Here is a 13,076-nt window from a genome sequence, read left to right as displayed (position 1 = left end):
CTTTCGGCTAGAGCGGACAGGTGGCAGAGTGGTCGAATGCACCGGTCTTGAAAACCGGCGAGGGTGCAAGCTCTCCGTGGGTTCGAATCCCACCCTGTCCGCCAGCCAGATCATCCCTAACATAGTGTCTTTCTTTGTAGAGATTTCCGTGCAATGCCGTATAGTTGCAGCGGTACTTAGCTAAGGAACCTTTTCCATTTTCGCGCATTATCTCATAGTTATCCTGGGAGGTTTATCTTGTCTGCGTGTGTTAAATGGAAAACATAATTAAGTTCAAAACGGTTTGTATAAATCGTTCCCGTCCCGATTCCATTAGTGTTTTGCCGGTAAATGGTCTTAAGTTTATCTCCCTCGCTGTTGCTTTAGCAGCTAATTCTGCCGTGTGCGCTAATACGCAGAAGGCGCCGGAAGAAGTGCAAGCCGATCAGGCCGAAGACGCGCCGATCATAGATGATGAAGAGTTTGACAGGACAATACCCCCTATTGATCCTGCGCTGGACAGCGATGTGCCAATGGGTAGTGTTAAGGAATGGGAAGCAGAGCAGGAGCGTCTTGAGGAGGCGGCGAGGAAAAGGGATGTCAAGGAGGGCGTAGCCTCTCTTCCGGCGCTGCAGGATCGCGATTCTTCTGAATTGCTTGCCGATCCGCCCGTTGAGGACCCGGAGATCGATGACCCGCTGACACCGATTGACCGTTTTGATGTCGAACCATTTGATGAAAGTCGCTATACCGAAGAAGCGGCATCTGGTGATGTAAGCAGCTTGCGATATACCTACACGATTGAGGGACTGGACGCACTTAACGGTGATAGCGATATTATGCCGGTTGATCGTGGGTATATTCGGGCTCGATTTAAGGAGTTATCTGTACTTGAAGATGGCAACGGCAAAGCAACAAACGGTGCAATGGTCTCCGCGCGCTTGCAAGAAGACCAATTGCTATTGGTCAACATTCTTCATGGTCAGGGATATTTTGATGCAACTGTAGATGGTACAGTTGATTTACCGGAGTCAGAAGACGCGCGAGTCAAAGTTATATTAGCCGTCAATCCCGGCCCTCGTTATCAATTCGGCTCAATCCAGTTCGATGCACCATCGGTAATCCCCGCAGGTCTCATTGCAAATAGTTTCGCGCCGAAAACCGGTGAGCCAATCGTGGCAGAACGGGTGTTGGCGGCAGAAGCAAATATTGCGGTGCAATTACCACAGGAAGGCTATCCTTTCGCCGAGACCGGGCAACGTGACATCTTGCTTGATCCGGAATTGCGGAGCGGCGACTATACATTGCCGGTTACTCCCGGCCCGCGGAGCAGCTTTGGAGATATATTGACTTCAGGCACCACCGCCTTTGATGCGGAGCATATTGCTGTTCTGGCGCGTTTTGAAAAAGGGGATTTATACGATAGCCGGAAAGTCGATGATCTTCGCAAGGCGCTGGTGGCAACCGGGTTATTTTCTCTAGTTTCCGTTAAGCCGAAGCAGACGGGTGAAACCGCGCCGGATGCTACCGAATATGCGTCTATCATGGTCAATCAAGAGGCTGGTCCCCCTCGCACGATTGCTGGTGAAGCCGGATATGGAACCGGTCAGGGTATAAGAGTTGAGGGCAAATGGATACATCGTAATCTGTTCCCGCCTGAGGGGGCGCTTATTGCTAGCGGGTTAGCGGGTACACGGGAACAAGGTGCATCCTTAACCTTTCGTAGATCAAACGCCGGCCGCCGCGACCGCACTGTCGAATTAGGATTATCCGCCTTGCACAGTAATTTCGAAGCGTTTGAAGCATTTACCGGCGGCCTGGGTGGGCGCATTTCTTATCAAAGCACTCCGATCTGGCAGAAAAAGCTGAGTTATAGCTATGGTTTTGAAATATTTGGAACCAACGAAAGAGATTTTAATTTTGACACGGGAACCCGTCAGCGCAGGACATATTATGTTGCTGCCCTGCCCGGCCAAGTGACTTTCGATCAGTCTAACGATCTGCTTAACCCGACCGAGGGGTATCGTATTACTGCCAAACTGTCACCAGAAGCCTCTTTGGGTAGCGGAACACAGGTTTATGGGCGCGGATTGCTGGAAGCGACCGGCTATTATCCGGCTGGGGATAGCCTTGTTCTGGCCGGAAGGGCGCGGATTGGTTCAATATTTGGCGCAGAGCGTAAACGTATCGCTCCGTCACGGCGTTATTACGCCGGAGGCGGTGGTTCTGTGCGGGGATTTGGCTATCAGGAGCTTGGACCCAAGGATCCGGAAGACCGGCCAATTGGCGGGCGCAGTCTGGTGGAGGCATCGGCAGAAGTGCGATACCGGTTTGGCGACTATGGCATAGTGGGATTTGTCGATGCAGGACAGGTTTATACCAGTTCCACACCAAAATTCGATGACTGGCGTTTTGGTGTAGGTATTGGCGGACGGTTTTATACCAATTTCGGCCCGTTGAGGCTTGATGTTGCGACGCCGATAAATCGCCAACCGGGAGAATCGCGCATATCGGTCTATGTGTCGATTGGACAGGCATTCTGATATGGCTGAAGAAGAGAAAATTGATGTTGCCCAAAATGATCGGCTCTCATGGAGTTGGCCTAAACGCATAAGTGCAGCAATTGGCGGGCTGTTTGTTTTCGCGTTTCTGCTGCTTGCAGGCGTATATTTTTGGGCAGATTCTCAAAGCGGTAAACGGTTTATCATCGACCAGATTGAGGCAACGGAATTTGAAAATGGCTTGAAGATTAACGTCGGCGCGATTGAAGGTTCGATCCATGACGAGATGCAATTACATAATCTTGTCATAGGCGATCCCGAAGGCGTGTTCCTATCGGCAAAACAAGTTGATGTAGATTGGCGGCCATTGGCTTTCATCGGTAGCCATATAGATATTCGCGCTCTGAATATTCCTGAGGCACGCTTGCATAGACTACCGGAATTTAGAGAGACTCCGCCGTCGAATGAACCTCTACTTCCAGATCTTGATATTGATATAGGCAAGTTTGATCTAGGTCGTCTGATCATTGATCCGCCGGTAACGGGGCAAAGACATATTGTCGCCTTTGGCGGGGATGTCCATATAGCTGATCGCCGGGCGGTTGTGAATGCAAATGGCCGTGCGCTAACGGCTGAGAATGTCGCTGGCGGGGATAGGTTTGCGCTTGATCTGGATGCAACACCCGAACAAAACCGGCTGAATATTGCGTTAGAGCTTAATGCGCCGGAAAACGGGTTGGTTGCAGCGCTTAGCGGTATCGCAAAACCTATCCAATTGTCGATAAAAGGCAAAGGCGACTGGAATAAATGGGATGGTTCATTAAGCGGAACGAGCGGAAACGAAAAACTATCAGATGTCGCACTCACCGCTCGTAATGGGACTTTTACGGCTAATGGAATGATGCGGCCCGGCTTATTATTAGCCGGAGCTTCGCAAAATCTGCTTGAGCCGGTCACAAATATTGACGTCAAGGCGGCTGCTGAAGAACGCCGTTTCCAGATTGACGGCAACATTTCCAATGATAATTTTGTGTTGAGAGCGGACGGATTAGTCGATTTAGGTGAAAGCCGCATACGTGATCTGGTTATGGAATTTCGTTTGCTTCAACCCGGCACTCTTGCGGAAAATCTGAACGGTGCAGGAATTGTAGCGAGTGCAACGCTTAATGGGGAATTTGTCGCACCGGAATTGGCTTATGTCGTAAATGCTGCGCGAATTGGTTTTGATGAAACCACAGTGATTGGTTTGCGAGCCAACGGTAGTGCACAAATGGATGATGAGGGCTGGATCATTCCGCTAGAAGCGCGTGCTCAACGTATTGGCGGTCTAAACGCTGCGGCAGGAGAATTGCTTACGAATGTCCGGCTGAACGGTGATCTGGCATTTGCCAATGGACGGTTATTGTCGGATAATATGAAAATCCGTTCCGACCGAATTGATGCGACGGCTATTTTGCTCGCGGACATGAATAGCGGCCTTTACTCAGGCGCATTGAAAGGCCGTGTAAATGGTTATCGGGTTGACAGTGTCGGTGTTTTCAATCTTCAGACCGATGTAGATCTGGAAACTGCTCAAAATGGCGGATTTCGTCTTGCCGGGCGAGTTCAGGCGCGATCCAGTAGAATTTTTAACGATGGCGTCCGTGACTTTCTGGGTGGTAATTCGCTAATCGTTGCGAATGTAAGTTACGGAAGCGATGGAGTGGCACGGGTTGATAGCTTGAATGTTGCGGCACCTGCGTTCCGGCTGACCAGCGGGAGTGGGCGCTATACAGCAGATGGCGGCATTGATTTTACTGCCCGCGGTGTTTCCAACCAATATGGGCCACTGGGCGTGGATATATCAGGTAGCCTTGCCCGACCTGTGGCAAAAATTGCCGCGTCGCGACCGGGACTTGGTGTCGGATTGCGCGATGTTGTCGCAACGGTGCGTGGTAACGGCAATGATTATGCAGTTATCGCAGATGGTGAAAGCGACTATGGCAGCTTTGACGCCAATGTCGATATACTCATGGGACGCGGGCCGCTCACTATTGCGGTGAATGACGGCACCAGCTTTGCCGGGATAGGACTGACCGGTCGTATCCGTCAAACTACTGCTGGCCCATTTTCTGGGCAACTAGCCGCCAATGGGTCCGGAATTAATGGCAATGTTGCGCTGTCATCAACCGATGGTAAGCAACGCGCGCTGATAGATGCGACTGCACAGGATGCCGCCCTGCCCGGCCCTGCCAATCTGACCATTGGCCGAGCCATTATTGATGCCGATATTATTTTATATGACCGCCCGCAACTTGTCGCGGATATACAGCTCGCCAATACATATGTGAATGAGCTTCAGATCGCTTCGGCACGGGCAAAGATCGACTATCGCGGCAGTAAAGGATCGGCCAAGATCATGGCAGAAGGGCGTAGCGGCTTTCCGTTCCGCTTTGCCGCCAATTCCGTGTTGCAGCCCGACCTGTGGCGCGTGGCGATTGATGGCAGGGCAAATGGCATAGATTTCAAAACCGAAAAGCCCGCGCGGATCATTCCCGGAAAAAATGGCTATATGTTGCGTCCGACTACAATTAATCTTTCGAACGGTAGCATACAGCTGGCCGGGGATTATGGCGAAGTGATAAATATTCAAAGCCGCCTTAAAAACGTCGACCTGGCTCTGATAAATCCAATGGTGCCAGGCCTTGGGCTAGGCGGTCGCGCGACTGGCAGCCTTGATTTCGAACAAAGTTCGCCCAGCGCCTTCCCGCATGCTGATGCCCGGCTGCGGATTGATGATTTTACACGAACCAGCCTGGCGGCCCGCTCGCAGCCGGTGGATATTTATACGGTCGGTCGGCTGCTACCTGACGGCGGGAATGCTCGTGTTATTATCCGCAGGCGCGGCGCGGCCATTGGCCGGATGCACGTCAATCTTAGACCGCTTGCTCCGGGTGCAGGATCATGGACAACCCGCCTGCTAGCGGCGCCGCTTAGCGGAGGATTGCGTTATAATGGGCCGGCGGAAACATTATTCTCGCTGGCAGCTTTACCGGACCAGAATCTGAAAGGAGCTATTGGCGTCGCGGCTGATTTTTCTGGCAGGGTCAAGCATCCTGAGCTTAGCGGAGTAGTGCGCGCGAACAAACTGACTTATGTGAACCAGCAATATGGAACGCGGCTGACCAACATGCAGCTCCGTGGACGGTTTACCAACGACAGGCTGGAGGTTGAAAAACTTACCGCAACAGCAGGCGATGGCACAGTCAGTGGAAGCGGATTTGTTTCTTTAAGTTCGAAACAAGGCTTCCCGGTACAGCTTGCTCTTGATCTTGATAATGCACAGCTTGCCAAAGGCTCTGATCTCGCCGCAGCTGCTACGGGACAATTGCAGGTAGTAAATAGTCCCAATCAACCAGGCACTATTTCTGGGACATTACGTTTGCCGGAAACACGCTATAAAATTGTGCGCCAAGGAGCTGCGGAAGTTGCAACTTTAACGGGTATAAGGCGCAAACCAGCGCGGGGTCGTGAACGGATAACTGGTGATGCAGAGCCAATTTCCGGCGTTCCACAGAATTGGCGTCTGGATATTGATATTGCTGCCGATAATCAGATTTTTGTTAGCGGCATGGGACTGGATTCTGAATGGGCCGCCAATATTCATGTTGGCGGCACAACCGGCAATCCTCGAATAGAGGGTGGTATCAATCTGGTACGTGGTAATCTTGGCTTTGCGGGACGCTCTTTTGAATTGCAGGAAGGCCGGATTCGTTTCGATGGCGGCGCTATGACTAATCCGGCGGTCAGGTTGATCGCATCGGGTGAGGCAGATGATGTGAATATCAATATCACGGTCAGCGGTACGGGAGAAAATCCCGACATCGTTTTCTCATCCACGCCCAGCTTGCCGCAAGATGAAATTATGTCGCGCATCCTGTTTGGAAATTCCATCGGCCAGCTATCAGCGGTGCAAGCAGTCCAGCTTGCCGCCTCACTAAATAGTTTAAGCGGCAGCGGTGGCGGACTGAACCCGCTTGGTGTCCTTCAACAATCGGCTGGTATTGACCGATTGCGTATATTGGGCGCAGATGAAGAAACAGGACGCGGGACATCGCTTGCTGCCGGTCAGTATATTTCCAATGATGTCTATGTGGAAATAATCACCGATGCGCGCGGCCATACCGCTACACAGATTGAGATCAGCCTTACTAAAGCGCTTTCGGTGCTAAGCCAGGTTGGCAGCTTTGGTGGTTCCAATGTTAACGTGCAATATCGCAAGGATTACTAATGCGCGCTGGATTAATCTTACTTTCTCTATCTATGCTGACTGCCGGTTGTCAGAGGGAACCGGACTTTAATGAGCGCTTTGAAGAACATAGCCGAGCGATTGAACAACAGGCGCGGTCGATAGAAATAACCGTAGATAAACGGATAAAATCTGCTGAAGAAGCCGAGGCTGTGCTGGATAATGTCGGTGAATTTGAAGCATTGACGGGTAATCCAGCCCAATGAGTGACGAGTTTATTCCAGAAAAAACACCGAAAGATGTTCCCGGGTCATCAGCTCACACGCCTCTTCATATTCCGATGCAAGGATGGTGGGCGATTATCAAGCGCGTATATGTGATGAATGATTTTCATAACTTGCCCCTGCTCGCCGCAGGTGTTGCATTTTTTGCGTTTCTTGCATTCGTGCCACTAATTGCCGTTACCGTGCTGTTATATGGTCTTATCGGCGATACACAGGCGGTCACGGAAAGTCTTAATCTGCTTTCGGGCTTTACGCCTCCTGAGGTTTTGGCAATTTTGCGAGCGCAGTTGCTTCAGATCGTAAATACGAACAAGACAGCGCAAGGTGTCGGCCTGGTCGTTGCACTTCTTCTGTCGACTTTTGGTGCGATGCGGGCGGCCAGCGCGATAATGAAAGCATTGAACATCATTTATGAAGAACATGAATCACGCAATATATTCGTAACAACTGCCGTGGCTGCGGGCATAACCCTTGGTATGGTTGGCGTGGCATTGATCGGTGTGAGTGCTATTTCCGTTTTCAGCTATATCCGCAATTTTCTATCGACCTATTTGGGCGATTCGACGTTGATGCTGATACAGATATTAACCTGGCTCGTTGCTGGCGTCCTCGTAAGTTTTACTTTCGCGATATTTTACCGCTTTGCTCCGGACCGGCGTGCGGCAAAGTGGCGTTGGTTGTCTTTAGGATCTGTTGTATCTACATTTTTATGGGTCGCGGTCACACTCGGCTTCGGATATTATGTATCGAACGTTGGCAATTATAACGCCACTTATGGTTCATTAACGGCCGTGGTTATTTTCCTCATGTGGTTGTTTTTATCCTCTTATGCGGTTCTAATCGGTGCAGAAATTAACGCAGAGACAGAACGGCAAACATTTCAGGATTCAACTATTGGTATGGATCGTCCATTAGGTAAACGGGGAGCCGTGATGGCTGATGCGGTTGTTCTTGATACAGCAAGCAAAAAGGTCCTTGAAAAACGCCAGCGCCGGCGTGCGGATCGTTTGGCCCGCAAATTATCTGGCTGAGTTTATGTTATTTTTGGCTGCTGGCGTAAAAAGATAGAAACCGGAATATAGGTTAAGCGTTATATTTATGGGATATTTGCAGAACTATTAATCACCGAAGTGGAATGGCCGTGGTAGGTAGCACAGATATATTTGACAATAACCGCAATTGCTGGGCTATCGAAAAGGCGGATAAGGCTTCTGTCATCATTGATGCGGAGCATTATTTTCGCCACCTGCGACAGGCGATGAAGAACGCACAGCGCAGGATTATTTTGATCGGTTGGGATTTTGATTCGCGCGTTGAAATGCATGATACGGAGCAAACCGTAGAGGGACCCCTTGAAATCGGACATTATGTCGATTGGCTTGTCAAACGAAACCCTGAGCTACAAATATTCATTCTGCGATGGGATACCGGCGCGATAAAATCACTATTTCGTGGAAGAACGCTTTTGACGCTGGCTCGCTGGCGTTTTCATCCGCGCATTCATTTGAAGCTGGACAGTAAGCATCCGGTTGGTGCTGCCCAGCACCAAAAGCTGGCTATTATTGATGAGGATACAGCTTTTTGCGGTGGAATTGATATCACTGATAATCGTTGGGACACACGGGCGCACAATGAAGTACAGCCCCTTCGTGCGCCGCCTAGTAATACAGATGCCGGCCCATGGCATGATTTAACAATGGCGGTACAAGGGCCGGCTGCGAAAAAGCTGGCGGAATTTGCGGTTAATCGTTGGAAGGTAGCTGGCGGTACCAAGATGATTGAAACGATATCCGCTGATTGTTGGCCAGCCAAGTTGAAGCCTGCATTCCAAAATGTCGATATCGCAATTGCCCGAACACAGCCCGAGACTGATAATCAACCTGCAATCACGGAGATTGAGCAGCTTTATATCGACTTGATCGCCAGTGCAGAGAAATTTGTCTACGCCGAAAGCCAATATTTCGCCTCGCAAAAAATTGCCGCTGCGATAGCCGAGCGTTTGAGAGAGAAAAATGGACCGGAAATTGTTATCCTGAACCCCGTTAGATCGGAGGGCTGGCTTGAACCGGAAGTAATGGACACAAAACGCGCCCGCTTGGTCAAGGCGCTAATGGATATAGATCATGAAGGACGTTTCCGTATATTTCATGTACTGAATGAAGCGGGAAGCGGAATTTATATCCACGCGAAAATTTTAATTGTTGATGACCGGGTCATCCGGGTGGGATCGTCTAATATTAACAACCGGTCGCTGGGTTTTGATACGGAAGTCGATCTGGCAATTGATGCAGGAAATACAAAAAAAACCGCAGTGCATGAGCAAATAGCAAGGATACGTAATGACTTGCTAGCGGAACATCTGAGAGTGGATATTAGCGAAATTGAGGCAATGTTCTTGAAAACAGGTTCATTGATCGAAACAATCGAGCAATGCCGATCAGAGGGCACGACAATGCGTGATTATCAGTTGCCTGATCTTGGAGATGTTGAAGAATGGCTAGCCGATCATAGCGTGCTGGACCCCACCGACGCGGATGATAATTTTGCCGGATTTCGACATCGGCGCCTACGCTGGAAATTTCTGGGCCAGTGAGTTTTGCAAATAGTGGAACCAACGGCGGGCTAAATCGTTCCTTATTATAGAAGTAATTATAGGCGGACCCTTATCTTCGACAGGGATATAATTCCGGTAAGGAGAAATATTATGACCACTCAACGATTATCGATCATAAAAAATATCGGTTTGCTGACCGGTGGCGCACTTATGACGGCAGCTTTGGTGGGCTGTGCCACTCCCACTCCATATCAACCAGCCAGCTCCAGCAGCAGATCAGCGACAGGCTATTCAAATCAGCAAATTACTGCGGATCGTTTTCGCGTAAGTTTTTCCGGAAACAGCCTGACCTCAAGGGAAACAGTCGAGGATTATCTGCTTTACCGCGCTGCTGAACTTACGCGGGAGCAAGGCTATGACGGATTTATACTGATGCAGCGTGACACCGAACGCCGTGTCAATACCCGTGTGGATCGGTTTGGACCCTCGCCTTATTCTTATTGGGGCCCATCATGGCGCTATTATCGCGGTGGACGCGGTTGGAGTTATTGGGATCCTTATTTTGCGGACCCCTTTTGGGACCGTTCTGTCGATGTGCGGACGGTGCAACGTTATGAAGCGTTCGCAGAAATTAAAATGTTCCGAGGCACGCGCCCGAATGACGACAAGGCATTTGATGCACAAGATGTTTTAAGAACTTTGGGTTCAAGGATAGAGCGCCCTCAAACATAGGGATATGAACTGAAGGGATTATCCCTTCAGTTCATGTAAGGCCTTATCCAACAGCCGTGTTTCATTAGCTAGATCGGCTTCTTCTTCCGCAGACAACGGATCGGCCTGTCCCATTCCTTCGGCTTGAGCCTCCAAGCGGGAATCAACGTCGCCTTTCCAGGATTTCAACAGCTTGACCTTTTGTTCTTTGTCCAGATTCTGGTCATTGAGAACATTCGCCGGGGTCTTATATGTTTGCCGCGGATTATCTGCTTCACGATCAAGTGGCTGATCGGCATTGGGAGAATTGTCAGTCATAGATTTATCCTTCATCTTATCCTTCATCTTATCCTTCATCTTATCCTTAAGGATATTACGCTGTGCGCCTGATATCGTTCCTTAAGAACTCAGGATTCCGGATTTTCTTTTCATCAGGATAATTTGGTCAATCGGGTTTGGACCGGCGGTCCGGTATGCGCCACAGATAACGGTATATTCCAAAAATATTGATGATCAACAACACGACATTTTGAACCGCAAGCGGATTATTTCCATCGGCCACGGATGCCGTGATCCATATCAGCGAAGATATCGTGAAAATTATAAAGCCGATTCCGGTTACTTTTGCACCAGCATTTAAGGCCACCAATATTGCCGCGACCATGCCAGAAATACTCGCGGCCCATCGCAATATTTCAATTACTGCCATATTGGTTACCGCCTGTAACAATATTGTGACATAATTTCTGCTCAAATAAAGAAATATGGGGAACGATTTTTGTTAATGGGGGTTATTGAAGTGTGGCGGCGGTTCAACTTTGCCCCCCTCCCGATGAAGTTGATCGCCGTCGCAACCCAAATTAGGATATTATGCTGATATTATCTCAGTAATATTATAGCGATTTTCGGTGCCAGTTGTCGAATAATGGCAGCTTATCATTGCTTAACCGGCCTAGTGTTGGAACTTAGGTATCCTGCGTAAGCATCTGTAAAAGAAGTTAATACACCATCCGCTTCTTCCGTGGCGTAGTCTGTTGCTTCTTGTTCGGTACTGCCAAACTCCAGCTCGTCTTTTTTAATCGCTGCTATCATTGCATTGCGTTTATCCATACAGGTTGTCTGAGCGGCTTTTATATATGTACCGCGTGCGGTTTTCTGATCTAGATGGTTAGTTGTAAAATCAATCAGACAATTGGAATAATCCACTCGGCTCGTTTCCGTATCGGCTATACCGGCGGTAGCGGCACTTAAGAGGGCGACACTATATATTAGAAACATAATTACCTCCTAACAACTATGTTGTAATATAACATGTCTTTATGATTTATACTATAAATTATGAATCAGCCGTTTGCATTTAGACACCCTGCCCTTCACATATGCAAAACCCGCTCATAGGCGTCGAGCACGCTTTCGTGCATCATTTCGCTCAATGTCGGATGCGGGAACACGGTGTTCATTAACTCTGTCTCGGTGGTTTCCAGTGTTTTCCCAACGGTATAGCCCTGGATCAACTCGGTCACTTCAGCTCCGATCATATGAGCGCCCAGTAATTCTCCGGTCTTCGCATCAAACACTGTTTTAACAAAACCTTCGGTTTCGCCCAGTGCAATTGCTTTGCCATTGCCGATAAACGGGAAATTACCAGTTTTGACATCATGACCTGCCTCTTTCGCTTTCGCTTCGGTCAGACCGACACTGGCAATCTGTGGATGGCAATAGGTGCAACCGGGAATATTGTTCGGGTCCATTGCATGGGGACGATCACCTTTACCCATATCAGCGGCAATGGCTTCTACTGCGATCACGCCTTCGTGACTGGCTTTGTGCGCCAGCCATGGTCCGCCGGTGACATCCCCGATGGCATAAATGCCTTCGACATTGGTGCGGCACATATCGTCTGTTTTGATATGAAATCGGTCATCGGGTTCGATACCAAGTTCGTCCAGACCGATTGTCTCGACATTGGGTTGAATACCCACGGCAACTATCACATGGCTGAAATCATGGCTTTGGGCCTTGCCATTGCTATCCTCAATCTCTGCCTTAACGCCTTTGTCTGATGTTTCGATGTTTTTCACACCGGCTCCGGTCATGATAGTCATTCCCTGTTTTTTCAGGGACTTCTCAAGGAACTTTGAGATTTCTTCATCTTCGACGGGCACAATCCGGTCCATCATCTCAACCACAGTAACATCTGCGCCCATGTCATTATAAAAGCTCGCAAATTCAATGCCGATAGCACCGGAACCGATAACCAGCAGCTTCTTTGGCATTTCCGGCGGAGTCATAGCGTGGCGGTAAGTCCAGATGCGTTTCCCGTCAGCTTTGGCAAAGGGCAAGTCCCGCGCCCGTGCGCCAGTAGCAATGATTATATTCTTGGCTGAAATTTCTTCTTCACCCTTCTCACCCTTTACCGCGACTTTGCCCTTTTCGACAATCTTGCCGTCGCCCATGATGACGTCGATCTTGTTCTTTTTCATCAGATGGGTGACACCCTGATTAAGCTGTTTCGCAACCCCGCGAGAGCGTTTGACGACGGCATCAATGTCGGCGCTGATATTCTCCGCAGCCAGTCCATAATCGGCTGCCCGTTTCATATTGTGAAACACTTCGGCAGAACGAAGTAAAGCCTTGGTAGGGATACAACCCCAGTTGAGACAGATACCGCCTAGATTTTCGCGCTCCACAATTGCGGTCTTAAGGCCAAGCTGCGACGCGCGAATGGCTGCTACATAGCCGCCGGGGCCGGAACCGAGAACAATGAGATCGTAAGTATTTGCCATGTTATTCCTTTGTATTTCCTCTTCTCCCTCCAG

The 13,076-nt window shown here is 49.5% G+C and carries 10 protein-coding genes and 1 tRNA gene; 7 read left to right on the top strand and 4 right to left on the bottom strand.

From position 1 onward, the window contains the following. Nucleotides 1-14 precede the first annotated feature (14 nt). The 7 genes from AB1K62_RS04000 to AB1K62_RS03970 all read left to right on the top strand — a co-directional run bounded on the left by AB1K62_RS04000 (nt 15) and on the right by AB1K62_RS03970 (nt 10,278). Nucleotides 15-104 (top strand) — tRNA-Ser (locus AB1K62_RS04000). 276 nt (nt 105-380) lie between these two features. Continuing rightward, nucleotides 381-2,522: a BamA/TamA family outer membrane protein gene (locus tag AB1K62_RS03995; protein WP_367001434.1), complete on the top strand. Its 2,142-nt coding sequence runs from the start codon at nt 381-383 to the stop codon at nt 2,520-2,522. Nucleotide 2,523: 1 nt separating this feature from the next. Next, complete coding sequence (locus AB1K62_RS03990) at nt 2,524-6,750, top strand: translocation/assembly module TamB domain-containing protein (protein WP_367001432.1); 4,227 nt, start codon at nt 2,524-2,526, stop codon at nt 6,748-6,750. Further along, nucleotides 6,750-6,974, top strand: a complete 225-nt coding sequence (locus AB1K62_RS03985) for a hypothetical protein (RefSeq protein ID WP_367001431.1) — start codon at nt 6,750-6,752, stop codon at nt 6,972-6,974. The genes AB1K62_RS03990 and AB1K62_RS03985 overlap by 1 nt, the downstream gene beginning before the upstream one ends. Next, nucleotides 6,971-8,023 carry a YhjD/YihY/BrkB family envelope integrity protein gene (locus tag AB1K62_RS03980; protein WP_367001429.1) on the top strand — a complete coding sequence of 351 codons (1,053 nt, stop codon included), beginning with the start codon at nt 6,971-6,973 and terminating at the stop codon, nt 8,021-8,023. The genes AB1K62_RS03985 and AB1K62_RS03980 overlap by 4 nt, the downstream gene beginning before the upstream one ends. Before the next feature lie 110 nt (nt 8,024-8,133). Beyond that, nucleotides 8,134-9,585, top strand: coding sequence for a phospholipase D-like domain-containing protein (locus tag AB1K62_RS03975; protein ID WP_367001427.1), 1,452 nt, complete (start codon nt 8,134-8,136; stop codon nt 9,583-9,585). Between the two features lie 111 nt (nt 9,586-9,696). Next, nucleotides 9,697-10,278, top strand: a complete 582-nt coding sequence (locus AB1K62_RS03970; protein WP_367001426.1) for a hypothetical protein — start codon at nt 9,697-9,699, stop codon at nt 10,276-10,278. Nucleotides 10,279-10,296: 18 nt separating this feature from the next. On the opposite strand, the gene AB1K62_RS03965 is transcribed toward AB1K62_RS03970, so the two are convergent. From AB1K62_RS03965 to lpdA, 4 genes are all read right to left on the bottom strand, one after another. Then, nucleotides 10,297-10,575, bottom strand: coding sequence for a hypothetical protein (locus AB1K62_RS03965; protein ID WP_367001423.1), 279 nt, complete (start codon nt 10,573-10,575; stop codon nt 10,297-10,299). Between the two features lie 127 nt (nt 10,576-10,702). After that, nucleotides 10,703-10,966, bottom strand: a complete 264-nt coding sequence (locus AB1K62_RS03960) for a hypothetical protein (RefSeq protein WP_367001421.1) — start codon at nt 10,964-10,966, stop codon at nt 10,703-10,705. Between the two features lie 227 nt (nt 10,967-11,193). Then, nucleotides 11,194-11,535, bottom strand: a complete 342-nt coding sequence (locus AB1K62_RS03955; protein ID WP_367001419.1) for a hypothetical protein — start codon at nt 11,533-11,535, stop codon at nt 11,194-11,196. 95 nt (nt 11,536-11,630) lie between these two features. Continuing rightward, entirely contained in the window at nt 11,631-13,043 is a 1,413-nt protein-coding gene (gene lpdA, locus AB1K62_RS03950) for a dihydrolipoyl dehydrogenase (RefSeq protein ID WP_367001418.1), read from the bottom strand. Nucleotides 13,044-13,076 lie beyond the last annotated feature (33 nt).

Source organism: Parasphingorhabdus sp. JC815 (assembly GCF_040717415.1).
Taxonomy (GTDB): domain Bacteria; phylum Pseudomonadota; class Alphaproteobacteria; order Sphingomonadales; family Sphingomonadaceae; genus Parasphingorhabdus.
The sequence above is the reverse complement of the archived record's forward strand: the minus strand, read 5'-3'. Positions and strand labels throughout refer to the sequence as shown.